Below are 23,586 nucleotides of genomic sequence, written 5' to 3'. Positions count from 1 at the left end.
GAGCGCTTCGCGGCAGCAGGCTTCACCCCGGGCGCGCGCCGGGGCAATGGACTTTCGGACCGGAGGGATGGACAGCCGCGGACGGCTTCTTCGGAGCGGGTCCTAGCGCGACTTGGCGAGGACCACCAGCAGGCTCATGAACGCCAGCAGCACATGCGTCGCCACGACGTAGATGAAGACCCGCACATACACCCCGCGGGGTGGCTTGTTCTCGACGTAGCGCCGGTCGGGCGTGGGGACGGCCGGGGTGTCCGGGCCGGGGCGGGCGGACGGCAGAGGGGTGGGGTGATCGGGCACGGCGTACGGTCCTTCCAGCTCACAGGCCACGGCGCGGAGCGTCGTCGCCCAGGCACAGTTCGGCGGCGCCGCTCTGGAGCAGCGTGTGAACGAACAACAGCTCCGTCCCGCCCCGCGAGGCGGCGGCGATACGGTGCGGGGTCAGCGAGTCGAAGTGCGCCGCGTCGCCCGGGGCCAGCACATGGACCGCCGCGCCGAGCGTCAGCCGCAGCCGTCCCTTGAGGACGTACAGCCACTCCTCGCCGGGGTGCACCCGCACCAGCTCGCCCTGCGCCCGCTGCGGTACGTGCACCCGCAGCGCCTGCATCGCCCGCCCGGCGCCGCCCACGGTCCAGTACGTCCAGCCGCCGGCCTCCGACGGCTCGGCGCGGCCGGCCCGGACGACCGGGTCCCGCTCGGGCGCGGTCTCGCCGAGCAGGTCGGATACCGTGGTGCCGTACGTACGGGCCAGCGCCAGCAGCATCGGCAGCGAGGGCTGGCGCTGGTTGGTCTCCAGCCGCGACAGATGCGCGGGCGAGAGCCCCACCAGCCGGGCCGCGGTCTCCAGTGTGAGACCACTGCGTCGCCGCAGGTCACGGAGGCGCGGCGCGACGGTGGGCAGCTCCTGCGGCTCCGCGCCGGAGGGCTCGTCGGGGAGCTCGGTCATATCCCCGGTATAGCCACCCCTCGCCTCCTGGGCAAAAGTTTTGCCTCAGAGGCAAAAGCCCACCGGTCGTGCCGTAAGGCGGCAGACCGGCTCAGGGCTCATGGCTCACGACTACCGCGCGGCGTCCTGCGGATACCAGCGCAGCTCGACGGTGTTGCCGTCCGGGTCCTGTACGTAGATCGACTGTGCGTCACCCCGCGCGCCGTAACGCCCCACCGGACCCTCCAGCACGGTGAAGACGCCGGAGTCGATGACCTCCTGCCAGTCCAGGGGGTCCACGACGAGACAGATGTGGTCCACGTTGGTTCCACCGGTCCCGCCGGACTCGTCGTGTGGGCGGGCGATCAGATCGATGATGGTGGACGGGCTGATCCGCACCGAAGGGAACGGGGCCGCACCGGCCCGCCACTCCTCCACCCGGACCGGCTCCAGCCCGAGCGGACCGCAGTAGAACTCCAGCGAACGCTCGATGTCCTGCACGGTGAGCACCAAGTGGTCGAAGTCCTTGACGCGCATGGCTACTTACTCCTCGTGTGAGAGGGGACAGGAAAGAAGCCCGATTCAACCGGGTCCGTTGAGCGCCGGGGAAATCGGGGTTGCCAATTGGGGTGGCTCGCGGGAGTTCTTGTGAACTCCCGGAAAACTTCCCGGGCTTGAGATTGACAGGATCATGTCTACGCGCGTCATTCTGGAAGCATGAGAATCCCCCCACGGATCACCAGGATCGGCGCCGCGGGCGCCCTTGCTTCGGCCCTTCTCATCGGCGGGACCGCGGTCGCCACCACCCCCGCCACCGCCCAGCCGGCCGCCTCGTACGCCGCGACGGCGCACACCTCGGCCGTCCACGGGCTGGACGTCGGCAACATCTGCTACTCCAAGCTGCCTTCGCAGGCCCACGACACCCTCGACCTGATCGCGAAGGGCGGGCCCTTCCCGTATCCGAAGGACGGGACCGTCTTCGACAACCGGGAGGGCGAGCTGCCGTCCCAGAGCACCGGTTACTACCACGAGTACACCGTCATCACGCCGGGCTCGCCCGACCGCGGCGCACGGCGGATCGTGACCGGTGAGAAGAAGAACGAGGACTACTACACCGCCGACCACTACAGCTCGTTCGATCTCGTCGACCGCAGCTGCTGAGGGCGCACACACCGGCACTCAGCCTCTGCTGACGTCCCACCACACCGGCACACCACGGCGGCCGGGGTGCATTCGCACCCCGGCCGCTTTGCTGTGCGCCCCCCTGCGACCTGCTTCTTCGCCCATTCTCGGCAGAAAGGGGCGCGTGGGGCGCACCCCCCGGGGGAGGATTGTCAGTGGTTCCCGGTAGCGTTTCGGTAGAAACGAGGAGTGGGCGGGCATCGGCGGAAAAGGGACCATGTGCGGTCGGCTGCTGCGGCGCGCCCTGGAAAGTGCCGCATCCGCCGTGGCCATGGCGAGGCGGCACGAGGCGTCGGACACAAGGAAGGACGGCGAACTGCCGTGTATCGCTGGGAGATCACCCGGGCCGCACTGGCGCAGCGTGTTTTCGCCATCGTCCGCTGCAAGACCTATGACGAGGCGAGCGCCACGGCCGACACCCTGCTGTCGGCCGGCATCACCAGCCTGGAGATATCCCTCACCACCCCCTTCGCACTGGAGGCGGTGACGACGCTGACCCGTGAGCTCGGCGATGACGCGGTCATCGGCGCGGGCACGGTCCTTGACGCGGTGTCGGCCCGCATGGCGGTCGACGCGGGCGCCCGCTACCTGGTCTCCCCGAGCCTCGACGCCGAGGTCATCCGCACGGGCCACCGCTATGGCGTCCCCGTCTTCCCCGGGGTGTCGACCCCCACCGAGATGGTCCGTGCCCTCGAACTCGGCGCGGATGCGCTCAAGCTGTTCCCCGCCTCGGCGCACGACCCGTCCTGGCTCAGCGACGTACGGGCCGCCCTGCCGCAGGTGCCGTTGCTGCCGACGGGCGGGGTGACGGTCGACAGCGCGCCGGAGTGGATCGCCGCGGGCGCGGTCGCCGTCGGCATGGGCTCGGCGCTCTCCGACGGGGACCGTGACACGGTCACCAAGCGCGCCGCCGACCTCCTCACCCGCCTCGCCGAGGCGGCCCCTGACGAGGAGCCCGGCGTCGTGGGCAGCTTCGAGCGCTGAGGGGACGGCGGCGAACTCCGGCCCCTGGGGTGGTTTCTGCCGCCGGCCCGTCAGCGGGTCAAGGGGTTCACCGGGGGCCACGGGCTCTGCCACCCTGAGCGCCCGGTGATGTGATCAGCCACAGGAGCCCCCATGAAGCGCGCCGCCACCCTCTCCGCCCTCGCCTGTCTGCTCGCCGTGACCGCCGTCGCCCCGGCAGCCTCCGGCGCCCCCGCGCCCGTACGGAACGCCACTCCCGCGGCCGGCAAGAAGGCGTCGGCCCTCGACACCGTGCCGCGGCGCGGGGTGCTGCGTATCTGCACCACCGGCGACTACCGCCCGTTCAGCTACCGCGATCCCAAGACCGGCAGCTACCGCGGCATCGACATCTCGATGGCCCAGGACCTGGCCAAGAGCCTGGACGCCAGGCCGCGTTATGTGGCCACCACCTGGGCCGAGCTCATCGGCGACCTCGCGGCCGGCCGCTGCGACCTCGCCATGGGCGGTATCTCGATCACCCTGCCGCGCGCCCGTTCCGTCGCCTTCAGCGCGCCGACGCGCACCGACGGCAAGACCCCGATCGTGCGGTGCACCGACAAGGACAGGTACCGGACGCTCCGGGAGATCGACCGGCCCGGCACCACCGTCATCGTCAACCCCGGCGGCACCAACGAGGAGTTCGCCCGCGCCCACATCAAGCGGGCCACCCTCAAGGTCCACCCGGACAACACCACGATCTTCGACGAGATCATCGCGGGCCGTGCGGATGTCATGATGACGGACGCCAGTGAGACCCGTTACCAGGCCAGGATCCACCCCGAACTCTGCTCGGTTCACCCGGAGCGGCCCTTCACCTTCTCCGAGAAGGCCTACGCCCTGCCCCGCGGCGACGGGGAGTTCACGGCCTATGTGAACCAGTGGGTACATCTGGCCACGCACGACGGGACGTACCGCAGGTATGAAGCGGCGTGGCTGAAGCCGTAAGCAGCGAGCGAGAGGCGGATGCGGCCCCGCGCCCGACGGCGACCGTCCCCCGGTGCCCCGACGCCTGCCGCGACCGGCGCTCAGCCGGTGGCGCCGCCCCCTGTCGTCGCATGCCCGAGGACATTGACGATCCGGCCGTTGGGGTCCTTGACGAAGAAGCGGCGCACGCCCCACTCCTCGTCCTTGAGGGACCGTACGATCTCGCCGCCCGCGGCCAGCACCGAGGCGTACACCGCGTCGACATCGTCGACCTCGATGCTCAGGTCGGGCGAGACCGGCGCGGTCCTGTCCTCGGTCATGAAGATCAGCTGTGCGGTGGGGTTGGTGGGGGAGGCCAGCGTCATGACCCAGCCCAGGTTCATCACTTCCTCCAGTCCCAGGAGGCCGTAGAAGGCACGGTTCTCCTCCAGGGCCTCGGACTGGATGTCGGGGACGACACGGCGTACGGACATCGGTGCTCCTCGGATCGTGATCGCGCTGGTGACCGGATCCTGGCTACCAGACGGAGCCTTGGCGCGGATCCGTTTCCCGTACATCCGTGACGGCCGGGCGCCGAGGGCGCCGGGTACTCCCACGGCCGACCTTGTCCGGACAATGTGACCTCCGGACTTCCCGTCATCTGCGCGGGCGGATACGCTCGCCAACGTGGGGAAACGCGATACAGAAGAAGCCCTGGGCGCCGAGAGCCCCGTTCAGTTCAGCGTGGACCGGAGCAGTCCGGTCCCGTTGTATTTCCAGCTGTCACAGCAGCTGGAGGCCGCGATCGAGAACGGCAAGCTGGCTCCCGGCAGTCTGCTCGGCAATGAGATCGAGCTGGCCGGCCGGCTCGGCCTGTCCCGGCCGACCGTGCGGCAGGCGATCCAGTCGCTGGTCGACAAGGGGCTGCTGGTGCGCCGCCGTGGCATCGGGACCCAGGTCGTGCACAGCCAGGTCAAACGCCCGCTGGAGCTGAGCAGCCTCTACGACGACCTGGAGGCGGCCGGACAGAAACCGGCCACCCGGGTGCTGCTCAACACCACCACCGAGGCCGATGCCGAGGTGGCCGCCGCGCTGGGCATCGCCGAGGGCGCGGAGGTCGCGCTGGTCGAACGGCTGCGGCTGACGCACGGTGAGCCCGTGGCGCATCTGCGTAACCACCTCCCCGCCGGGCTGCTCACGCTGGAGACCACCGAGCTGGAGCAGACCGGTCTGTACCGGCTGATGCGGTCGGCCGGGATCACCCTGCACAGCGCCCGGCAGGCCGTCGGCGCCCGCGCCGCGACCGCGGAGGAGGGCCAGCGGCTCGACGAGCCCGAGGGCGCCCCGCTGCTCACGATGCAGCGCACGACGTTCGACGACACCGGGCGGGCGGTCGAGTTCGGCTCGCACGTCTACCGGGCGTCCCGTTACGCCTTTGAATTCCAGCTGCTGGTACGGCCCTGAGGGGGATGACGCGGGGAATATCGCCCGCAATGTCCCACTGTGCTGTGCTATCGCGACGTCCGATCGTCAGAATGTTCTGACAAACCATTGACGTGGCTCTGCGCACGCCGTTAAAACTCCTGCCAGCCGCACTCCGGCGGCCGTGGAGAAAAGGCGGTTCCACGATGTTCAGCGTGCGTACGACCGGCGTCCGGCGGCTCACCCTCCGCAGCGCCGCCGCTTTACTGACCACCGTTGCCCTGGTCGCCGGGTGCAGCACCGGCGGCCAGGACGCCAAGGGTGAGGGCTCCGGCAGCCCGCGCATGACCATCGGGATGGTCAGCCACGCCGGGGACGGCGACACCTTCTGGGACATCGTCCAGAACGGCGCCCAGCAGGCCGCCGCCAAGAACCACATGAAGCTCCTCTACGCCCACGACAAAGAGGGCGCCCAGCAGGCCCAGCTCATCCAGTCCTACATCGACCAGAAGGTGGACGGTCTGATCGTCACCCTCGCCAAGCCGCAGGCCGTCAAGGCGGCCGTACGCAAGGCCGTGGCGCAGGGCATCCCCGTCATCACCATCAACTCCGGGGGCGAGTTCTCCACGGCGTACGGGGCGCTGACCCACCTCGGGCAGGACGAGTCGGTGGCCGGCCGCGCGGTCGGCGAGGAGCTCAACAACCGGCAGGTGAAGAAGACCCTCTGCGTCATCCACGAGCAGGGCAACGTCTCGCTGGAGGACCGCTGCGCGGGCGTCCGCAAGGCCTTCCGCGGAACGGTCGAGAACCTTAATGTCGACGGGACGAACGCGCCGTCCGCGCAGTCCTCCATCGAGGCCAAGCTCCAGTCCGACAAGTCCATCGACTCGATCGTCACGCTCGGTGCCCCGATCGCGGCGATCTCCGTCAAGGCGAAGCAGGAGGCGGGCAGCCCGGCGCAGATCGCGACCTTCGATCTGAACGCCGCGGTGATCAAGCTCCTCAAGGCGAAGGACGTCACCTTCGCCGTCGATCAGCAGCCCTACCTCCAGGGCTACGAGGCGGTCGATCTGCTCGGGCTCCACAAGGACAACGCCGACGTCCTCGGCGGCGGCAAGCCGGTGCTCACCGGGCCCGCCCTGGTGACTCAGAAGGACGTACCCAAGCTGACCGAGTACACCGGGCGAGGCACCAGGTGAAACCACAGGGAAGACGGGACCCCATGAACCGGGACAGATCACCGGTAACGGATACTTGGCCGGTTGGGCCCGGCCGGAGCGGGCCGGTGGACGCCACCGCAACCGTACCGACCGGGACACCCACAGACCGAAGACAACCGACGCACATACAGGCAACGCAGCCGACACGGCAAGATCAGCGGGAAGGGCGAGTCCTCGTGGCAAGGGTTCGGAGAAGGGGACGCGTCGTCAGCGCCGTGCTGGCGGCGGTGCTCGGCGCCTCCCTGGCGGGGTGCAGCAGCACCGGAGGCAAGCGCGCCGAGGACGAGCGCGCCGCCAAGGCCGCCGGCGGCAAGGCCGCGGTGAACACCCCCAGGTGGACATTCGCGATGGTCACCCACTCGGGAGACGGCGACACCTTCTGGGACATCGTGCAGAACGGCGCCCAGCAGGCCGCCGCCAAGGACAACATCAAGTTCGTCTACGCGCACGACAAGGAGGCCTCGCGGCAGAGCCAGCTGGTGCAGTCCTACATCGACCAGAAGGTCGACGGACTGATCGTCTCGCTCGCCAAGCCCAACGCCATGAAGGACGTCGTCCTCAAGGCCGAGAAGGCCGGTATCCCGGTCATCACGGTGAACTCCGGTGCCGAGGAGTCCAAGGCGTTCGGCGCGCTCAGCCACATCGGGCAGGACGAAACGGTGGCCGGCGAGGCGGTCGGCGAGGAGCTGAACAAGCGCGGCCGCAAGAAGGCCCTCTGCGTCCTGCACGAGCAGGGCAACGTCGGCCATGAGCAGCGCTGCGACGGCACCAAGAAGACCTTCAAGGGCGATCTTCAGAAGCTCTACGTCGAGGGCACCAACATGCCCGACGTGCAGTCCTCCATCGAGTCCAAACTCCAGTCGGACCCGTCCATCGACGCCGTCGTCACCCTCGGCGCGCCGTTCGCCGCCACCGCCGGCAAGGCCAAGGAGCAGGCCGGCAGCAAGGCCGAGATCGACACCTTCGACCTCAACGCCCAGGTGGCGACCGGTCTCAAGGACGGCGCCCTCGGCTTCGCCGTCGACCAGCAGCCCTACCTCCAGGGCTATGAAGCGATCGACCTGCTCTGGCTGTACAAGTACAACTCCGATGTGCTCGGCGGCGGCAAGCCGGTGCTCACCGGTCCCCAGGTGATCACCAAGAAGGACGCCGCGGCCCTTCAGGACTACACGAAGCGGGGTACCCGATGAGCCACACCCACGTACCCGCCGTGCAGCCCACCAAGCCGCCCGCCAAGAGCCAGGGCGACGAACGGCTGCTGCACCGCTCCCTGGCACGCCGGCTGATGGGCCGCCCCGAACTGGGCTCGGTCGTCGGCGCCGCCGCGGTCTTCGTCTTCTTCTCGATCGTCGCCGAACCGTTCCTGCGGGCCTCCAGCCTCTCCACCGTGCTCTATGCGTCCTCGACCATCGGCATCATGGCCGTACCGGTGGCGCTGCTGATGATCGGCGGGGAATTCGATCTGTCCGCCGGTGTCATGGTCGTCAGCTCGGCGCTGATCTCGTCGATGTTCAGCTACCAGATGACCGCCAACACCTGGGTCGGCGTCGGGGTGTCCCTGCTGGTCACCCTCGCCTTCGGGGCGTTCAACGGGGTCCTGCTGACCCGTACGAAACTGCCCAGCTTCATCATCACGCTCGGCACCTTCTTCATGCTGACCGGCCTCAACCTCGGCTTCACCAAGCTGATCAGCGGCACCGTCTCGACGAAGACCATCGCCGACATGGAGGGCTTCGAGTCGGCCCGTACGCTCTTCGCCTCGCATCTGACGCTCGGCAGCGTCGACATCCAGAGCACCATCCTGTGGTGGATCGCGCTGGTCGCCGTCGCCACCTGGATCCTGCTGCGCACCCGCGTCGGCAACTGGATCTTCGCGGTGGGCGGCAACTCCGACGCCGCGCGGGCGGTCGGTGTCCCGGTCACCAAGACCAAGATCGGCCTCTACATGGGTGTCGCCTTCGCCGCCTGGGTCTCCGGACAGCATCTGCTGTTCTCGTACGACCAGATCCAGTCCGGCGACGGCGTGGGCAACGAATTCCTGTACATCATCGCGGCGGCGGTCGGCGGCTGTCTGATGACCGGCGGCTTCGGCTCGGCGATCGGCGCCGCGGTCGGCGCCTTCATCTTCGGCATGGCCAGCAAGGGCATCGTCTATGCGCAGTGGAACCCGGACTGGTACAAGTTCTTCCTCGGCGCGATGCTGCTGCTCGCCACACTCCTGAACGCATGGGTCCGCAAGCGGGCGGAGGAAAAGGCATGACAGCGCTGGTCGAGCTGAAAGACGTCAGCAAGTACTACGGAAACGTCCGGGCACTGGAGGGGGTGTCCCTGGAGGTGCACGCCGGAGAGATCTCCTGTGTGCTCGGCGACAACGGTGCCGGCAAGTCCACCCTGATCAAGATCATCGCGGGGCTGCACCAGCACGACGCCGGTACCTTCACCATCGAGGACGAGGAGACCACCCTCTCCTCCCCGAGGGAGGCCCTGGACCGCGGTATCGCCACCGTCTACCAGGACCTGGCCGTGGTGCCCCTGATGCCGGTGTGGCGGAACTTCTTCCTCGGCTCCGAGCCGACCACCGGATCCGGCCCCTTCAAGCGGCTCGACGTCCGTACGATGCGCGAGACCACCCGCAGCGAGCTGCTGCGGATGGGCATCGACCTGCGCGATGTCGACCAGCCCATCGGGACCCTCTCCGGCGGCGAGCGGCAGTGCGTCGCCATCGCCCGGGCCGTCTACTTCGGCGCCAAGGTCCTCGTCCTCGACGAGCCGACGGCGGCGCTCGGCGTCAAGCAGTCCGGCGTCGTCCTCAAGTACGTCGCGGCCGCCCGGGACGCCGGGCTCGGCGTGGTGTTGATCACCCACAACCCGCACCACGCCTACCTCGTCGGCGACCGTTTCGTGCTCCTCAAGCGCGGCACGATGGCCGGCAGCCACGCCAAGTCGGAGATCGCCCTGGAAGAGCTGACCCGCCAGATGGCGGGCGGCAGCGAACTGGAACAGCTCAGCCACGAGCTGGCCCGCACCGCCACCCCGGAATTCCCGGGCGGCCACCGGCCCGACTGATCACCGGACGTATCCGCTACGCCCCGCGCCGCCTCCGGGCCGCGCGGGGCGCAGCACTGCCGGTCGCGGTGCGCCGGAAACGGCCGGTGAGGCACAATCGCAGCGAACCCGCACATCGAGGCCCCGGCCTCCCGAGACCCGCAGGGACGAGACGACTCTTGCGCGCACGCAGCCGCCGCGACCATAACGGCGAAGAGGTGGGTCGATGAGCATGTACCGGGACCGGGTGCACCGCGGATCCGCCAGAGCCACCGTGCTGCGCACGGTCGGCACCCGCGAGCGGCGCTCGCATCTGACCGCACCCCGGGTGCCCACCGTCGGCATCGACATCGGCGGTACCAAGGTCATGGCGGGCGTGGTCGACGCCGACGGCATCATCCTGGAGAAGGTCCGCACCGAGACGCCGGACAAGTCCAAGAGCCCCAAGGTCGTCGAGGACACCATCACCGAGCTGGTCCTCGACCTCTCCGACCGGCACGACGTCCACGCGGTGGGTATCGGCGCGGCCGGCTGGGTCGACGCGGACCGCTCCAAGGTGCTCTTCGCACCGCATCTGAACTGGCGCAACGAACCCCTGCGCGACCGCCTCGCCGGCCGGCTGGCCGTCCCCGTCATGGTCGACAACGACGCCAACACCGCCGCCTGGGCGGAGTGGCGCTTCGGCGCCGGACGCGGCGAGGACCACCTCGTCATGATCACGCTCGGTACGGGCATCGGCGGCGCCATCCTGGAGGACGGCGCGGTCAAGCGCGGCAAATACGGAGTGGCGGGCGAATTCGGCCATATGCAGGTCGTGCCCGGCGGTCACCGCTGCCCGTGCGGCAACCGCGGCTGCTGGGAGCAGTACAGCTCCGGCAACGCCCTCGTACGGGAGGCCAGGGAGCTGGCCGCCGCCGATTCCCCGGTCGCGTACAACATCATCGAGCGGGTCGGCGGCCGGATCGGCGACATCACCGGACCGCTGATCACCGAGCTGGCCCGGGAGGGCGACGCGATGTGCGTCGAACTCCTCCAGGACATCGGCCAGTGGCTGGGCGTCGGCATCGCCAACCTCGCCGCCGCGCTCGACCCGTCCTGCTTCGTCATCGGCGGCGGTGTCAGCGCCGCCGACGACCTGCTGATCGCCCCGGCCAGGGACGCCTTCCGGCGGCACCTCACCGGCCGCGGCTACCGCCCCGAAGCCACCATCGCCAAGGCCCAGTTGGGCCCCGAGGCCGGAATGGTCGGCGCCGCCGACCTCGCCCGCCTGGTGGCCCGCCGCTTCCGTCGCGCCAACCGCCGCCGGGTCGAGCGCTACGAGCGCTATGAACGGGCCGGCCGCCGATGACCGAAACCGAATCCCACGCCATGCATGACGACCACCCCACCACCCCTCCGCCCCGCGCCGAGCGCCGCCGCCCCCTGCTGATGGCGCTGATCGTCTTCCTGCTGATCGCGATCCCGGCCGGCTACATCGTCATCTCCGCCGAGCAGAGCCGCGACAGCGGCGAGGGCAAGGAGGCCGAGGCCGCGGCCACCGGCCTGACCAACGCCTTCCCCTCCAAGGTCCAGCAGCGGATCTACAACGTCCCGGTGCCGATCGGCTCCACGCCGGTCTACTACTACGAGACCAACTCCTGGCAGACCAGTTCGCTGTTCGTCCAGTTCAGGACCAACGAGTGGGGCCTTGAGCACTACCTCGCGGCGGTCGGCACCAGCACCGCCGCCCTCAAGAAGGACCGGCACACCATCCCGCCCGACCAGGCGGCGAAGGTCGGCTGGGACTTCACCGTCGACTGGCCCTGGGCGGGCACGACGACCAGCAACAAGGCACCGCACCCGTCCCAGCGGATCATGGTCAGCTATGACGAGCCGGGGCACCCCGTCGTCTACACCGTCTCGACCGTGAAGTTCTGAGCGGCCGGCGCCCGGTCCGCAGGCGTGAGACGAGAAGCCCCGCCGGAATGCGCCCATGCTTCCGGCGGGGCTTCTGCGTGCGGCGGGCTACTGGGCGTCGCCGGAGCGGACCAGTCGGACGAGCCGGGCGCCCGCCTCGGGTACATCCGCCGGCCGCGGACGGTGATGTTGTTGCGAGTGATCCACTCGTCATTCCGCGCGTGGGTGGGTGGCGCGGCGGGCTCCGGCCAGCAGCAGGATGGTCGCGACCATGGGAATCGGCCAGGGCGTCGTCACGAAGACCACGGCGCCGACCACGGTCCAGATCCCCAGCGTCCACGCGATGAACGGCGGAGGCGTGATGCCGCGACGGTCCAGCCACAACACCGTCAGGCCGACCAGGACGAGTGGCACGCCGAAGCTGTCCACGCTCAGCCAGTACGCGCTGTTGGCCGGGCTCATGTTGGCCAAGTCCTCCCCCCACAACTCCCCACTGAACCACGCCCCGGCGTGACGTGCGGCGCCCTCCAACGTCAGGGCCAGGAGCGTGTGCGCGGCTCCGAATAACGCGATGAGCCAGCCGGCCCACTTGATCATCTGAAATCTCCCTTCTTGTCGCGGAGCCGCACGACGCGGCTCATCGCGGTGGTGTGCCCCTGACGGGACCACGGCTCTTGCGGGGCAGACCTCGACGTGCTCGGGAGGCGGGTAGCGGAAGTACCGAAACCGAAAGACACAACGCTGCCCCCCTAGCGTTATACGATGCCGTATAAGTCGAACGTAGACCGGTTATACGCCTCCGTACAGCCGGACGGGAGTGAGGTTGGTCACCCGATGGGTGCGTTGCGTACACCGCGTGAAAAGTGGGTCGAAGAAGGGCTGCGGGCGCTGGCCGAGGGCGGTGTGCACGCGGTGCGTGTCGAGGCCCTGGCCAAGGCGCTCGGCGTGACCAAAGGGGGGTTCTACGGCTACTTCGCCGATCGTGACGCGCTGCTGACGGAGATGCTGGACACCTGGGAGCGCCAGAGCATCGACGACGTCTTCGACCGGATCGAGCGGGAGGGCGGCGACGTGCTGGACCAGTTCCGGCTGGCCGGGCAGCTCACCTTCGCCAGCGACCGCCTCCCCCTCGACCTGGCGATCCGCGACTGGGCCCGCCGTGACCAGAACGTCGCCGAACGCCTGCGCCGCGTGGACAACCGGCGCATGCAGCTCTCGCGCGACGCGATCAGCAGTGTCTGCGCCGACCCGGACGAGGTCGAGGCACGCTGCCTGCTTGCCTTCTGCTTGGCGATCAGCAGGCACTTGCTCGCCGCCGACCATCCTGACCGCACCCGCGACCAGGTCGTCGCCCGCGCCGGAGATCTCCTCCTCAACCGCTCGAGCGATGGGCTCACACCGTGACGTAGCGGTTCGGAGGCACTGCCGAGCGCCCGGCCCGCCGCCGCGACAGGTCACCCGCTGCCGACCGAACGCTCGCTGCCCCCGAACACCTCGGCCGCCCGCTGGTACGTGTACACCGTGTCCGGTTCCGGCGCGGCCACCCTCGGTCGTTCCGGTTCACCGGCTCAGCACTCCTCCTTTTCCGGCCACCTTCCGCGCGTGCTTCCGCGGGGAGCGCCGCGCAGGCGTTCCTGCGTTGCCTGCCCGTTCGGTCTGCTGGGTTGTTCGGCCACGGCGGTTCGGGGGGCAGTGCGTGCAGGCCGCGATTGTCGCGCGCATTCGTCCCTTCCGTGTTTCGCCTCTTCGCGCGAACAGCATTGAGCGGACGGCGAATTGAGGGTTTACGGGGAAGACGGCTCATTCGATCCGGTGAAGCCTGACATCACACCGGGTCGGTGACGGGCTGGTTGGGGCCTTTCGGATACGGCCGAATACCGCTTCCCTGACGGGGTTTCGTACGCCAGGCGGATGGCAAGCCTGCTGCCGTAGCCGATCGCGGCGGAAACAACGACGAGGGCGCGGCGCGATGGCGTGGAGAAGACACGCAATCCCCCTGAAACGTCGTTCACTTCGGCGCTACAGGGAGGGCCGAGGGTATGCCGAGCAAGAGCCCGGTAGGTGTGGCTTATAACCCCGCACAGTTTATTCGCCACCCATTGACGAAGAAGAACCAAAAGGAGCTGGACATTGAGGCCAAGGTTCCTTACGTCCTGAACTGGAAGGAAAGGAAGTGGCTGGGAGCACCCGCATGGGAGCGGGTGAAGGCAAGGGCCAAGCAGCGGGCAGAGAACGGTGCGGAACGGTGGATCGCGCCTACGGGATTCTCCGTGAACAAGGTGCGGTACGGCGACTACCCCACCGGTGAGAAGACGGCTCACGAGCGGGGATGGCGAGCCTATATGAATCCCGGGGTACCGCTCATCGAAGAGCGCAGCGACATCGAGCAGCCCCCGCCGGATGTGATCTCCAAGCAGACGTACATCAACCGGACCGACCCCGAACCGACGCAGTGGGAGAACACCGTCGAGTTCTCGGTCTCGAACCAGATCAGCTGGTCGCTCCAGGGGCAGGTGCAGCTCACCTTCAGTGCGAAGACCAGCGCCTCACTGCAACAGCAGTTGCAGAAGAGCATGGCCATGAAGCAGGCCGAGAAAAGCACCCGCCTCAACAGCAAGGACCGTCAGGGGGCGGACTCGGAGAGCCAGTCGGAGGCGACGGACACCGCCACCGCCTCGGGCACCGCCACGGGCACCGGGGAGCTGTCGGCGAGTCTGATGCTCGGAATCACCGCCTCCGTCAGTGGTTCCCTGACCACGTCGTGGACGCAGAAGTCGACGCTGCGTGGCCCCGTGCACAGCCGGGTGGACGTGCTGGCCACACAACGGCGCCAGGTGAGGACGTTCGACTACGAACTCCCCATCACCTTCGGCGGTTATGTCGCCCTGTACTACCCCGAGCCGGTGGAGCTGCCCGGTAAGCCGAACTGGCCTGTGGGCGAGGAAAGCCGGGCGCAGACCGGGGATCAGAGCGGAGCGACTCCCCTTCCGAAGGAAGCCCAGGTGATCGTGCACGACATCGGCGTCATCGGCCTGGTCGAAGACGGCAAGAAGTTCCTCACCCTCAAGGGAGAGGCCGAAACCGTCTCCACTCTTGCCGGCGAGCACCAAGTCTTCGAACTCGAGACACTCGATCTCGACGACGGGATCGGCCATGACCGCGAGGTGCCGCTCTACAAGAGCTGATGTGACATCCGCCGGCGGAACGAGGAGGAATTCCGTGTCCTTTGAGAACGTGTTCAACAGCGGCGGCAGCGAAGCCGAGGCTGCCGAACAGGCCGCGCAGAAGCTCAACGACGGTATCCCCGGCGCCTCGGGCGCCTCGAAGCGGGTGCGCGACCTGGAGGATGAGCGCGACGACCCGAAGATCGTGCGCGAGACATCGCCGCACGCGCAGAAAATCGCAGAAGGCTTTCTCGGCCCTCTGTTCAAGAACTTCCAGGCCGTGGCCGCGCAACAGCTCCAAGCCAGCCAGAACCCCGAATCGACGTCCACTATGGCATCGTCGGCCAAGGACCAAGCATTCAAGTCGGTGAAGGTCGAGATCCGCGACGAAGACAAGCCGGGAATGCCCGAGGTGCCCAAGCCCGACACGCCTGCCAAACCGCAGTACCGGGATTGAGGAAGAGGTCGGATCGGGGGTGGCCCGCGGGCGTCACGCGCCCGGCGGCCGGTACTCCACCTTCTGGCGGACCGCCTCGTCGATCTCGTCGGCGGTCAGCAGCACGACGGTGCTCGTGTGCACGCCACCGGCTGCCGAGGTGACGAGACCCATGGCGGCAGCGGAGCTGTTGCTCGGCAGCTCCACCGTGGCGTACACATCCTCCTCGCCGAATGCCCAATACATCGATTCGAGCTGGCCTCCCAGGCTCTGGACCATGCGCTCCACGACCTCGCGGCGCGCACTGGCGCCGTCTTTGAGCAGGCCCTTCAGTCCATCCACGGTCAGCCTGACCCTGAAGAGGTATTTCGGCATGGTCTCCGCCTTCCACGTGCGTCTCGGCATCCACCCCTCATCCGCATCCTCCTGCCGACCGACGCCGACCGTCGCGGGGACGGCCGCCATACGGCTTAGGCGGCAGGGGCGCGGCCCGCCGTCACTCCTTTCTCGACAGCCATCAGCCATCCAGTCGGCCCGAGGACTCATGACGGGTCGGCGCCGATACCCCTCCCACCCCTATATATCGGAAGGCAGGATATAGTGAGCGCATGACTGCCAGAGGTATGACGCAAGCGGCGTTCTTCGTCCTCACCGCGCTGGTCGACGAACCGCGACATGGTTACGGGATCGTGCAGGTGGTCGATGAGCTGTCCGAAGGGCATGTACAGCTCCGGATCGGCACGCTGTACGGCGTGCTGGACCGACTGGCGGCCGACGGGCTCATCGAGCTGGACCGCGAGGAGGTGCAACAGGGCCGACTGCGCAGGTACTACCGCCTCACCGACGCCGGTGCGGCAGCCCTGTCCGCCGAAGCGGAGCGGATGGCGGCCGGGGCACGCGCTGCGACGCAGCGGATAGCCGCACACCGCCCCACCACTGCCAGGCCGGCTCCCGCGAGCCGCTCAGTGCGTCGCCCGGGCATCGCCGGAGGCACCGCATGACGACTGTGCTCGAACAGCGCTACCGCACCGCCCTGCGCCTGCTGCCCTCTTACTACCGCGCTGAGCGGGAGGAGGAGATGGTGGAGGCCTACCTGCACGGGATCGACGAGCAGGCTCAGGACGAGATGCGACCCGCCTGGGGCGAGGTGGCCAGCATCGCCGCCCTTGCCATCCGCACCCGGATGGGTGCCGCCGGCGCCCCGGCCCCCTACGCCACGCTCGGCGCGACGGTTCGCCTCTTCGCGCTGCTGAGCGTGTTGCTGCATGCAGCCTCCGCACTGACCGAACGGGCCCTCTTCCTCGCCTGGTTCGGGGGCGCCCCCGCGCCGGACCGGAGGTCGTTCCTGGGTGGCTTCACCGGCCACGGCGCCGCACCGGGGCTGTACGAGGCGGCGTTGTGGCTGCTCCCGCTGGCCTGGACGGTGGTCTACCTGGCGCTGCTGCGCGACCGCAGGCGCACCGCCTTCGTCTTCGCCGTCCTCGCGGCCCTCCCTGGCCTGGTGTCGGTCGTGCAACTCGTGGGCGGCGGATGGGACACCGTGGCGGTCGCCCTCCCGCTCGCGACTGCGGTGTTCTCCTGGCTGACCGTCCTGACGCTGTGCTGTGGCTTCCACTGCGACGCTCCGCCCGCCCGGCTCCCGCTGGCTTCGCCCGGGCTGGCCCTCATGGGCACCTGCGTCCTCATGGGTGCGTCGATGGTGGTGTGGCCCGCGGTTGCGGCCACGGGAGGGTCCGGCGGTTCGGCGTTCATCGCCGCGGCCGCCATGTGGCTGGTCGCCCGCTGCCGGTCACCGAAGCGCGTGGCGGACCCCGTACTGCCCCTCGCACTGGCCACGCTCGGCCTCGCCGTCCTCGTGGAGCGGACTCTCACCCTCGCGTTCGTGGTCCAAGCCCACGCCCCCGGCTCACTCATCGCCGCCTCCACCGTGCAGACGGGCATCATCGCCCTCCTGGCGGCAGCCCTGACCACAACCGGCACCCGCAGCCTGACCGCACGCTTCAGGACCGGCTGAACCAGGCAGCCACGACGGCGCTCGCGCCGGTCGTCGCACAGGCCGACGTCAACCCGCCAGGCAGAACCTAGGCGGGCCGGGAGAAGCGTTCTTTGAGGGCGTCCAGGCCGGCGGCGTAGATGGTGTCGCCGAAGTGCTGCTCGATCTTGGGGACGAGTTCGTCGGCGGCCTGGTATGTCGCGGCCCAGCGGATTTCGGCGCCCGCCTCGTGCGGGTGCACGGACAGCGTGGAGACGTAGTCGGAGACGGGGACGGCGGATTCATGGATGGTGTAACGGAGCATCCGGCGCGAGTCGTCCTTCTCCAGGAGCCGTTCCCGGATGACCACTTGGCCGTTGACGGAGAACGCCTGTACCGCCCCGGGCGTCTCGGGATCGGCGCCGTCCTCGATCACCGACGGCGGCAGCAGGGGGTGCCAATCGGCGAGGCCGCCGAACTTGCCGATGATCTGCCAGACGGCATCGGGGTCGGCGGTGACGACGGTCGTGCGGGTGAGCGTGTGCACGGATGGGCCTCCGATGACTGCGGATTGCGATGACGGCGGGTTGTCGCTGATCGGCCGTTTCCCTCGACGGGTCACCACGTGCCGTCGCCGCGCAGTACGGCGTCGGCGCCGCCGTCGATGAAGACGACCTGGCCGGTGACCAGTTCGTTCTCGGGAGAGGTGAGCCAGGTCAGGAGGGGAGCGATCTGTGCCGGCTGGGCGTGGCCGTGGAGCGGCATGGGGACGGTCTCGTCGACGATCTTGCGTACGTCGGGGCTGGCCAGCATGGGTTCGGTCATGGGGGTGATGACGGTTCCGGGGGCTACGGCGTTGAGGGGGATACCGGCGCCCGCCCAGTCTGCGGTCACGGCGGTGCGGCGTATCCATCGGGCGAGGGCGGCCTTGGTCGAGCCGTAGATCGCATAGCCCTCTCCCCGGTCGACCGCTGCCTGCGCGGCGGTCAGCGCCGCTTCCTCGTCACCGGCGAGCGCCGCGTCGGCGATGGCCGTGTCGTGAGGGTGGACGGAGGCGACCGAGGCGATGACGACGGCGCGCGGGTCCGTACCGGCGGCCAGCAGGGGGCGCAGCCCTTCCAAGGTGGCCACCGCACCGAAGTAGTTGACGCTGACGGCGCGCGGTTCGAAACCGGCGAGGCCGGCGCCCGCGATCACGGCGTCGAGCCGCCCACCGCTCAACTCGCTTGCGCACTGGACCAGATGGGCCCGGCCCTCGGGCGTGGCGAGGTCCACGACGATATCGGCGTCCTTGAGATCGGCACCGATTACCGTGTTCCCCTGCTCCTTGAGCCGGGTGGCGGTGGCCTTGCCGATGCCGGAGGCAGCTCCGGTGATGAGGTAAGTGCGGGACATGATCGGCTCCTTGGCTGACGCTGTACGTACACCGGTCACTGATCACCGCGCGTCGGTCATGGGCCGTACGCCGCCGATCGGCAATCGCCTTTCGCCGCACGGCCCCAACCGGCGTGCGGGCATGCAGGGATAGCGCGACAGCACGGGCGCAGCGGATGAATCGACCACTGGCCGACCGGCTCCTGATCAGTCGTTGATCAACATACGCTTTTTTGGCATGGCATGCCACTAATTCTCTGCGAGAATGAAGGCCGAGGTGAAGCACGACAAGGAGCACACAATGGCGGCAGCGCGGGGCCGACCGTCCCTGACGGAACATCGGCGCCTGGAGACTCGGCTGGAGATCGCGGAGGCCGCGGCGACCCTGTTCGCCGACCGCGGTTATGACACGACGACGGTCGAGGACATCGCCTCGGCCGCGGGCATCTCCCTGCGCACCTTCTACCGCTACTGCCCGGCGAAGGAGGACGCCCTCACCCCCCTCTTCGCCTCCAGCGTCGGCCAACTCGTGGACGTCCTCGCGGAACATCCGGTCGAAGAACCGCTCAGCGCCGCCATCGAGGCGTCCTTCGGGACGGCGACGGCCGAGCGACGCCTGGAGGACGCCGCCCGGGCCCGTCGACTGATCCGGGTCCTGGGGACCGTCCCCGTACTGAAGATGCGCTGGCTCGCCGCGGGGCGGGAGATGCAGCAACGGCTCGCGCCCGCGCTGGCGTCCCGCGCGGACGCCCCTGTCGACAGTCTCGAAGTGCGTCTGCTGACCACCGCGGTGCTGGATGCGTTCACCGTCACCATGGAGCATTGGGCCTGGCAGGACGAGCCCGAGGAACTCGTCGACCTGATGCGCCGCGCGCTGGCCTTTCTGCGGCTCGACGAGCTCCAGGTGAAGCCCGAGCCATCCGTCGACAAGTAGGCCAGCTCATGTCGCCAGGGCCCTTCGCTGACATGCCGACGTCCCTCAATCGGATTGTGCTTCTACGGGTTGCCTCAGAATCGTCCTGAGCTTGGCGGGGTCAGTCCTGCGTGGATCGCTGAGGTAGATCTCGTGGTGGAGTCCCGCCTCCCGCAGGTTGTTGGTGGGGAGGTACTCGTGGTGCAGCCTGGTCAGGATCGGTGTCTCGTCGTCGTAAGGGCCGATGTGGAGGACCTGGGCGCTGTTGCCCTCGTGCAGCGTCTCTGACCGAACATGCGGAATGGCCGAAAGGTTCTTCTTGGCTCCAGCGGTGCGCTTGGCGTCTTCGATCATGTCGCTGGTGATCCAGTCGGGGACGTTGATGAGCAGTCTCCATCGCCAGTTGTCCTTGAGCCTGGCCAGGAAGTCGTCCATGTCGTCCGCCCACCACAGTCCCTCAAGCGGGCCCACGACGAAGTCCTTGCCGAGGTCGCCTTTGCTCGCGAACTTCACGGTATAGGCGACCGCGTAGAGCGCCTCGACCGCGCGGCGGTACGCGGCGCTGGTGTTCGGGTCGCCGTGCCCGTCGATGGCGAGGAAATGGAGCTCGGGGATGTCGACGAGCTCCCAGTCGGTGTTCTTGGGCGAGTAGCACTTCTTGAGCTCGCGCTTGACGTCGTATTTGGTGGTCATGCCGAGGTGCCTTCCTGGTGAGTAACTGTCATTGCGGATCAGTGGCGTTGTTCAGGCTGCGGTGACCTTGGGGCGTTCGACGAGGTGACCATTCTTGAGGCGGGCGCCGTTGCGGGCGAAGCCGACGAGGTGAGGCGCGGTGAGGCGCGGTGAGGCGCGGTGATCGCGCGCCAGTGGGCAAATGGGCGGACTGGTCGACTCGCGTGGCGCTCGGCGAGCGTAATGAGTTCCTTGCGGCCGTCCGCGCGCACGCCCATGAGAAGCATGACGCAGGAGTGCGCCTGGCCGAGGCGGATGCCGCCCCACCAGCTCGGCTTCGCGCCGCAGAGGTTCCTTGAAGCCTGGCAGCTCAGCGAAGAGATAATCGCTTGCCTGTTGGCAATGGTGGTGGATGCAATGTCCGGCATGGCCACCCAGGTGCGCCCGCCACGGCGGGATGAGATGAACGCGTACGACCGGGCCTGGCCAATCTGCGATCCGGGCAAACCGCGACCGAATCGTCACACGGGAGACGCCAACGCATGAGTACGCCACCATCGCCACCTGGAGCGGAGCGGACTGACGGATCATCCGTCCAGATCGGCGCTCTCGTTCCGCTGACCCGGCCTGGCTGGGTCGAGGCAGGCCAACACTTGCTCGCCGGTGGGATCGTCGGGAGACCACTCGAGCTGGTGGTCCGAGACACCGCGGCTGATCCACAGAGGGCCGCGGCGGCCGTAGATGAGTTGGCTCGCCTGGGCGTGGCTGCCTTGGCGGGGGAGTATCACAGCGTCGTCGCTCGCGCCGCTGCCGCCAGGGCCGACGCCCTCGGCCTGCCGTTCCTCTGCTCGTCAGCGGTTCTCGACGCGCTCACCGAACAGCCAACGGAATGGGTCGCGCGCCTCTGCCCACCGCAGTCCCGCGGCTGGCAGGTCTACGCAGACCTCCTCCTCAGCGCCGGCCACAGCCGAATCGCCGTAGCAGCCCAGCCGAGCGTCTACTGGGCATCCGGGACCCGCATTCTGCGGGACTACCTCGCTCCACGCGGCGGCACCGTCATCGAACTCGACATGAGCGCGCTCGCTCCCACGGCGGTGTGCGACGAACTCGTCGACAATCGCGCGACGGCCCTCCTTCTTCTGGTCGGCCACCCGGAGCCGGCAGTGCCGATCGTCAAGTCCGTCCGCCGCGACCAGCGCCTCGCCGAGATCATGATCGGTGCTCCGGCCGGGCAACCGGAGTTCTCCGAATGGGCGACGTTGCTGGGCGACGACGGCGCCGCGATCCCGTTCTTGCGCTACCTGCCCGAGCGCCTCAGCCCGCTCGGTGAACGAGTCGAGGCGGCCCTCCGCGAGCGGCTGGCCCAAGCGCCGTCCTTCGTCGCCTTCGAGGGCTACGACACGGTCGCCGTCCTCGCCGATGTGCTGCGTTCTCACGGTGCGGACCGGGCGCGCATAGCCGAATCCTGGCCGCGCGTTGCAGTCGAAGGCACCCGCGGGAAGATCCAGTTCTCCCGCACGCCAGGCATCAGCGTTTGGCAATGGGCTTGGGCGCCGGTCCAAGTCGTTGATCGAGATCCGGCGCAACCCGATCGCTTTCGGATCCTTCACGCCGGCTGAGGGAGCTCGGAGGTCCGACTGCGAGCCCAAGCACGTCGTCGACCTCGACGGCTTGCGCCTCGGCCAGCATTTTCACCTCCGCCCAGCCCTCATGATCCGGTGGGCTGGTCCGCGGCGCTGCCGTGGTCTTGGGCGTCAGCGGCAGCGATCCGGCGCGGCAGTTTCGCGGCAACGACGATCGTCACCAAGGTGAGAGCGGCGGCAACGCCGAAGGCCAGCTTCATCCCGCTCAGCTGTGCGGGCACGGCGGCGACGCCGTCGGCGACCAGGTGACCGGTGCGCGCGGTCATCACGGTCACCACAAGCGCCGTCCCGAACGCTGCGGCGACCTGCTGCAACGTCCCGAGCATTGAACTGCCGTGCGAGTACAGGTGCGGGGGAAGTGCGCCCATGCCCAGCGTGAAGACGGGGGTGAAGGTCGCCGCCAGGCTCACCATCAGCAGCGCGTGCAGTCCCAGCACCTGCCAGTACGGCATCGTCATCGAGACCTGGGTGAAACCGCCGAGGGCGAGCACCATGCCGATCGAGCCGGGCAGCACCAGCGGCCGACTGCCGAACCGGTCAAAGACCTTGCCAACGGTCGGTCCAAGCAGCCCCATGGCCAGACCGCCCGGCATGACCAGCAGGCCGGTCTCCAGCGGGCTGAGCCCGCGCATGTTCTGCAGGTACAGCGGCAGCAGGATCATCGACCCGAGCATCGCCAGGAACCCGATGGAGATGAGGGCCAAGGAAAGGCCGAAGGTGCGGTGCCCGAGGGTGCGCAGGTCCATCAGAGGCACACCGGTGCGTTGCAGCTTGAGCTGGCGGATCACGAAAACCGCGATGGCCGCGATCCCCGCGAGGACGATGCCGATGCCGAGCCCGACCCTGCCGTCGGATTCGCCGAAGAGGCTCAGGCCGTACACCAGGCCGCCGAAGCCGAGCGTCGCCACGGACACGCTGAGCCAGTCGATGGAGCTCACCTGCGGCTCGCCTATGTTGTCCATCTTGCGCAGCCCGAACAGGGTCACCACAGCCGCGATCGGCAGGACGACCACGAACAGCAGCCGCCAGGAGCCGAGCTGCAGGATCAGCCCGGACACGGCAGGTCCGAGCGCGGGCGCCACCGAGATCGCCAGGGTGACGTTGCCCATCACCCGGCCGCGATCATGCTCGGGCACCACGATCATCAGCGTGGTCATCAGCAGGGGCATCATCACGGCTGTGCCTGCGGCCTGCACGATCCGACCCAGCAGCAGCACCTCGAAGGAGGGCGCGACAGCGGACAGAGCGGTACCCGCGAGGAACACGCCCATCGCGATGGCGTAAGCCTGGCGGGTGGTGACCCGTTGCAGGAACCAGCCGGTGATCGGAATCACGGCGGCCATGGTCAGCATGAACGCGGTGGAGACCCACTGCGCCGACTGCTCGGTGATACGCAACGAGTCCATCAACCGCGGGATCGCGTTGATCAAGATCGTCTCGTTCAGGATCACCACGAACGTGGCCAGCACCAGCAGCCGCACCACGGTCGGTATGCGGCCCGCCTGCACAGCGGGTCGTTCTTGGGTCACAGTTGACATGCAGCACCTCGCTGGGGTTCCTGGGCACAGTCGCCTCGCAGCCAAGGGCTGTCGGCACGAACGTCGGTGGTGATACCGGTAAGACCGGCACGCTTGGCAGAACTCATCGGCCGGCCCGAGTGTTCCGCATTGTCGCGCCGATCTCACCCGAATTTTCGCCTGCTCAGGAAGGCATCCGTCGGCAACGCCGTGGCCGACGGCCCTGCTCCTGCTGCGAAGCCGACCACCTCATCTTGGTAGGTGGGCTGACGGGAGTACCAGTCGAGCCCTGGGGAGGGGCGT

Annotated in this window: 27 protein-coding genes; 17 read left to right on the top strand and 10 right to left on the bottom strand. The window is 68.6% G+C overall.

Going from position 1 to position 23,586, the window contains the following annotated elements; all coding sequences use genetic code 11:
- Positions 1 to 102: 102 nt before the first annotated feature.
- From ACZ55A_RS09285 to ACZ55A_RS09275, 3 genes are all read right to left on the bottom strand, one after another.
- Positions 103 to 297 (bottom strand): DUF6126 family protein, encoded by a 195-nt coding sequence (locus ACZ55A_RS09285; RefSeq protein WP_468836509.1) that lies wholly within the window; start codon positions 295 to 297, stop codon positions 103 to 105.
- A gap of 19 nt (positions 298 to 316) precedes the next feature.
- Positions 317 to 943: a helix-turn-helix domain-containing protein gene (locus tag ACZ55A_RS09280; RefSeq protein WP_468836488.1), complete on the bottom strand. Its 627-nt coding sequence runs from the start codon at positions 941 to 943 to the stop codon at positions 317 to 319.
- Positions 944 to 1,054: 111 nt separating this feature from the next.
- The gene (locus ACZ55A_RS09275) at positions 1,055 to 1,459 is read right to left on the bottom strand and encodes a VOC family protein (RefSeq protein WP_468836457.1); all 405 of its coding nucleotides are present in this window, start codon (positions 1,457 to 1,459) and stop codon (positions 1,055 to 1,057) included.
- Between the two features lie 180 nt (positions 1,460 to 1,639).
- Here ACZ55A_RS09275 and ACZ55A_RS09270 point away from each other — a divergent pair, with 180 nt between their 5' ends.
- The 3 genes from ACZ55A_RS09270 (at position 1,640) to ACZ55A_RS09260 (ending at position 4,051) form a co-directional block, all read left to right on the top strand.
- Positions 1,640 to 2,083, top strand: a complete 444-nt coding sequence (locus tag ACZ55A_RS09270; RefSeq protein WP_468836455.1) for a guanyl-specific ribonuclease — start codon at positions 1,640 to 1,642, stop codon at positions 2,081 to 2,083.
- Between the two features lie 342 nt (positions 2,084 to 2,425).
- Positions 2,426 to 3,088, top strand: coding sequence for a bifunctional 4-hydroxy-2-oxoglutarate aldolase/2-dehydro-3-deoxy-phosphogluconate aldolase (locus ACZ55A_RS09265; RefSeq protein WP_468836452.1), 663 nt, complete (start codon positions 2,426 to 2,428; stop codon positions 3,086 to 3,088).
- A gap of 132 nt (positions 3,089 to 3,220) precedes the next feature.
- Positions 3,221 to 4,051, top strand: a complete 831-nt coding sequence (locus tag ACZ55A_RS09260; protein WP_468836449.1) for a transporter substrate-binding domain-containing protein — start codon at positions 3,221 to 3,223, stop codon at positions 4,049 to 4,051.
- Positions 4,052 to 4,131: 80 nt separating this feature from the next.
- On the opposite strand, the gene ACZ55A_RS09255 is transcribed toward ACZ55A_RS09260, so the two are convergent.
- Entirely contained in the window at positions 4,132 to 4,503 is a 372-nt protein-coding gene (locus ACZ55A_RS09255; RefSeq protein ID WP_468836447.1) for a VOC family protein, read from the bottom strand.
- A 250-nt stretch (positions 4,504 to 4,753) separates the two neighbouring features.
- Between ACZ55A_RS09255 and ACZ55A_RS09250 the strand changes: the two genes are divergently transcribed.
- The 7 genes from ACZ55A_RS09250 to ACZ55A_RS09220 all read left to right on the top strand — a co-directional run bounded on the left by ACZ55A_RS09250 (position 4,754) and on the right by ACZ55A_RS09220 (position 11,613).
- Complete coding sequence (locus ACZ55A_RS09250; protein ID WP_468836654.1) at positions 4,754 to 5,473, top strand: GntR family transcriptional regulator; 720 nt, start codon at positions 4,754 to 4,756, stop codon at positions 5,471 to 5,473.
- A 164-nt stretch (positions 5,474 to 5,637) separates the two neighbouring features.
- Entirely contained in the window at positions 5,638 to 6,630 is a 993-nt protein-coding gene (locus tag ACZ55A_RS09245; protein ID WP_468836445.1) for a substrate-binding domain-containing protein, read from the top strand.
- A gap of 197 nt (positions 6,631 to 6,827) precedes the next feature.
- Complete coding sequence (locus ACZ55A_RS09240; RefSeq protein ID WP_468836442.1) at positions 6,828 to 7,841, top strand: sugar ABC transporter substrate-binding protein; 1,014 nt, start codon at positions 6,828 to 6,830, stop codon at positions 7,839 to 7,841.
- The gene (locus ACZ55A_RS09235; protein WP_468836439.1) at positions 7,838 to 8,911 is read left to right on the top strand and encodes an ABC transporter permease; all 1,074 of its coding nucleotides are present in this window, start codon (positions 7,838 to 7,840) and stop codon (positions 8,909 to 8,911) included. The genes ACZ55A_RS09240 and ACZ55A_RS09235 overlap by 4 nt, the downstream gene beginning before the upstream one ends.
- Positions 8,908 to 9,717 (top strand): ATP-binding cassette domain-containing protein, encoded by an 810-nt coding sequence (locus ACZ55A_RS09230; RefSeq protein WP_468836437.1) that lies wholly within the window; start codon positions 8,908 to 8,910, stop codon positions 9,715 to 9,717. Before ACZ55A_RS09235 ends, ACZ55A_RS09230 begins: the two co-directional genes overlap by 4 nt.
- Positions 9,718 to 9,922: 205 nt before the next feature.
- Positions 9,923 to 11,044 (top strand): ROK family glucokinase, encoded by a 1,122-nt coding sequence (locus ACZ55A_RS09225; protein WP_468836435.1) that lies wholly within the window; start codon positions 9,923 to 9,925, stop codon positions 11,042 to 11,044.
- Positions 11,041 to 11,613, top strand: a complete 573-nt coding sequence (locus tag ACZ55A_RS09220) for a hypothetical protein (RefSeq protein WP_468836432.1) — start codon at positions 11,041 to 11,043, stop codon at positions 11,611 to 11,613. Before ACZ55A_RS09225 ends, ACZ55A_RS09220 begins: the two co-directional genes overlap by 4 nt.
- A 189-nt stretch (positions 11,614 to 11,802) precedes the next feature.
- On the opposite strand, the gene ACZ55A_RS09215 is transcribed toward ACZ55A_RS09220, so the two are convergent.
- Complete coding sequence (locus ACZ55A_RS09215) at positions 11,803 to 12,189, bottom strand: DUF6463 family protein (RefSeq protein WP_468836430.1); 387 nt, start codon at positions 12,187 to 12,189, stop codon at positions 11,803 to 11,805.
- A gap of 237 nt (positions 12,190 to 12,426) precedes the next feature.
- Here ACZ55A_RS09215 and ACZ55A_RS09210 point away from each other — a divergent pair, with 237 nt between their 5' ends.
- The 3 genes from ACZ55A_RS09210 (at position 12,427) to ACZ55A_RS09200 (ending at position 15,213) form a co-directional block, all read left to right on the top strand.
- On the top strand, positions 12,427 to 12,996 hold the full coding sequence (locus ACZ55A_RS09210; RefSeq protein WP_468836427.1) for a TetR/AcrR family transcriptional regulator: 570 nt from the start codon (positions 12,427 to 12,429) through the stop codon (positions 12,994 to 12,996).
- 695 nt (positions 12,997 to 13,691) lie between these two features.
- Positions 13,692 to 14,777 carry a gluconolaconase gene (locus tag ACZ55A_RS09205; protein WP_468836424.1) on the top strand — a complete coding sequence of 362 codons (1,086 nt, stop codon included), beginning with the start codon at positions 13,692 to 13,694 and terminating at the stop codon, positions 14,775 to 14,777.
- Positions 14,778 to 14,811: 34 nt separating this feature from the next.
- Positions 14,812 to 15,213: a hypothetical protein gene (locus ACZ55A_RS09200; protein ID WP_468836422.1), complete on the top strand. Its 402-nt coding sequence runs from the start codon at positions 14,812 to 14,814 to the stop codon at positions 15,211 to 15,213.
- Between the two features lie 33 nt (positions 15,214 to 15,246).
- Here ACZ55A_RS09200 and ACZ55A_RS09195 read toward each other — a convergent pair whose 3' ends face one another.
- Positions 15,247 to 15,567 (bottom strand): GYD domain-containing protein, encoded by a 321-nt coding sequence (locus ACZ55A_RS09195; RefSeq protein WP_468836419.1) that lies wholly within the window; start codon positions 15,565 to 15,567, stop codon positions 15,247 to 15,249.
- A gap of 248 nt (positions 15,568 to 15,815) precedes the next feature.
- Between ACZ55A_RS09195 and ACZ55A_RS09190 the strand changes: the two genes are divergently transcribed.
- Complete coding sequence (locus tag ACZ55A_RS09190; RefSeq protein WP_468836652.1) at positions 15,816 to 16,193, top strand: PadR family transcriptional regulator; 378 nt, start codon at positions 15,816 to 15,818, stop codon at positions 16,191 to 16,193.
- Positions 16,190 to 17,206 carry a hypothetical protein gene (locus tag ACZ55A_RS09185; protein WP_468836415.1) on the top strand — a complete coding sequence of 339 codons (1,017 nt, stop codon included), beginning with the start codon at positions 16,190 to 16,192 and terminating at the stop codon, positions 17,204 to 17,206. The genes ACZ55A_RS09190 and ACZ55A_RS09185 overlap by 4 nt, the downstream gene beginning before the upstream one ends.
- Before the next feature lie 67 nt (positions 17,207 to 17,273).
- Here ACZ55A_RS09185 and ACZ55A_RS09180 read toward each other — a convergent pair whose 3' ends face one another.
- Together ACZ55A_RS09180 and ACZ55A_RS09175 are read right to left on the bottom strand one after the other, a co-directional pair.
- Complete coding sequence (locus ACZ55A_RS09180) at positions 17,274 to 17,711, bottom strand: SRPBCC family protein (protein WP_468836412.1); 438 nt, start codon at positions 17,709 to 17,711, stop codon at positions 17,274 to 17,276.
- Positions 17,712 to 17,782: 71 nt separating this feature from the next.
- Entirely contained in the window at positions 17,783 to 18,559 is a 777-nt protein-coding gene (locus ACZ55A_RS09175) for an SDR family oxidoreductase (protein ID WP_468836410.1), read from the bottom strand.
- A 280-nt stretch (positions 18,560 to 18,839) separates the two neighbouring features.
- On the opposite strand from ACZ55A_RS09175, the gene ACZ55A_RS09170 reads away from it, so the two are divergent.
- Positions 18,840 to 19,472, top strand: coding sequence for a TetR/AcrR family transcriptional regulator (locus ACZ55A_RS09170; RefSeq protein WP_468836408.1), 633 nt, complete (start codon positions 18,840 to 18,842; stop codon positions 19,470 to 19,472).
- Positions 19,473 to 19,517: 45 nt separating this feature from the next.
- On the opposite strand, the gene ACZ55A_RS09165 is transcribed toward ACZ55A_RS09170, so the two are convergent.
- Complete coding sequence (locus tag ACZ55A_RS09165) at positions 19,518 to 20,144, bottom strand: GyrI-like domain-containing protein (protein ID WP_468836405.1); 627 nt, start codon at positions 20,142 to 20,144, stop codon at positions 19,518 to 19,520.
- A 521-nt stretch (positions 20,145 to 20,665) separates the two neighbouring features.
- On the opposite strand from ACZ55A_RS09165, the gene ACZ55A_RS09160 reads away from it, so the two are divergent.
- Entirely contained in the window at positions 20,666 to 21,742 is a 1,077-nt protein-coding gene (locus ACZ55A_RS09160; protein WP_468836403.1) for an ABC transporter substrate-binding protein, read from the top strand.
- An 89-nt stretch (positions 21,743 to 21,831) separates the two neighbouring features.
- On the opposite strand, the gene ACZ55A_RS09155 is transcribed toward ACZ55A_RS09160, so the two are convergent.
- Positions 21,832 to 23,250 (bottom strand): MDR family MFS transporter, encoded by a 1,419-nt coding sequence (locus tag ACZ55A_RS09155; protein WP_468836400.1) that lies wholly within the window; start codon positions 23,248 to 23,250, stop codon positions 21,832 to 21,834.
- Between the last annotated feature and the right edge of the window lie 336 nt (positions 23,251 to 23,586).

The sequence above is a fragment of the Streptomyces sp. NPDC034111 genome (assembly GCF_055575375.1).
The sequence above is the reverse complement of the archived record's forward strand: the minus strand, read 5'-3'. Positions and strand labels throughout refer to the sequence as shown.

Coding starts and splice junctions, on each gene's coding strand:
- ACZ55A_RS09210 (WP_468836427.1), top strand. CDS start 12,427: ATGGGTGCGTTGCGTACACCGCGTGAAAAGTGGGTCGAAGAAGGGCTG.
- ACZ55A_RS09225 (WP_468836435.1), top strand. CDS start 9,923: ATGAGCATGTACCGGGACCGGGTGCACCGCGGATCCGCCAGAGCCACC.
- ACZ55A_RS09160 (WP_468836403.1), top strand. CDS start 20,666: ATGAGTACGCCACCATCGCCACCTGGAGCGGAGCGGACTGACGGATCA.
- ACZ55A_RS09215 (WP_468836430.1), bottom strand. CDS start 12,189: ATGATCAAGTGGGCCGGCTGGCTCATCGCGTTATTCGGAGCCGCGCAC.
- ACZ55A_RS09195 (WP_468836419.1), bottom strand. CDS start 15,567: ATGCCGAAATACCTCTTCAGGGTCAGGCTGACCGTGGATGGACTGAAG.
- ACZ55A_RS09190 (WP_468836652.1), top strand. CDS start 15,816: ATGACGCAAGCGGCGTTCTTCGTCCTCACCGCGCTGGTCGACGAACCG.
- ACZ55A_RS09270 (WP_468836455.1), top strand. CDS start 1,640: ATGAGAATCCCCCCACGGATCACCAGGATCGGCGCCGCGGGCGCCCTT.
- ACZ55A_RS09245 (WP_468836445.1), top strand. CDS start 5,638: ATGTTCAGCGTGCGTACGACCGGCGTCCGGCGGCTCACCCTCCGCAGC.
- ACZ55A_RS09175 (WP_468836410.1), bottom strand. CDS start 18,559: ATGTCCCGCACTTACCTCATCACCGGAGCTGCCTCCGGCATCGGCAAG.
- ACZ55A_RS09220 (WP_468836432.1), top strand. CDS start 11,041: ATGACCGAAACCGAATCCCACGCCATGCATGACGACCACCCCACCACC.
- ACZ55A_RS09255 (WP_468836447.1), bottom strand. CDS start 4,503: ATGTCCGTACGCCGTGTCGTCCCCGACATCCAGTCCGAGGCCCTGGAG.
- ACZ55A_RS09230 (WP_468836437.1), top strand. CDS start 8,908: ATGACAGCGCTGGTCGAGCTGAAAGACGTCAGCAAGTACTACGGAAAC.
- ACZ55A_RS09170 (WP_468836408.1), top strand. CDS start 18,840: ATGGCGGCAGCGCGGGGCCGACCGTCCCTGACGGAACATCGGCGCCTG.
- ACZ55A_RS09235 (WP_468836439.1), top strand. CDS start 7,838: ATGAGCCACACCCACGTACCCGCCGTGCAGCCCACCAAGCCGCCCGCC.
- ACZ55A_RS09165 (WP_468836405.1), bottom strand. CDS start 20,144: ATGACCACCAAATACGACGTCAAGCGCGAGCTCAAGAAGTGCTACTCG.
- ACZ55A_RS09275 (WP_468836457.1), bottom strand. CDS start 1,459: ATGCGCGTCAAGGACTTCGACCACTTGGTGCTCACCGTGCAGGACATC.
- ACZ55A_RS09260 (WP_468836449.1), top strand. CDS start 3,221: ATGAAGCGCGCCGCCACCCTCTCCGCCCTCGCCTGTCTGCTCGCCGTG.
- ACZ55A_RS09185 (WP_468836415.1), top strand. CDS start 16,190: ATGACGACTGTGCTCGAACAGCGCTACCGCACCGCCCTGCGCCTGCTG.
- ACZ55A_RS09280 (WP_468836488.1), bottom strand. CDS start 943: ATGACCGAGCTCCCCGACGAGCCCTCCGGCGCGGAGCCGCAGGAGCTG.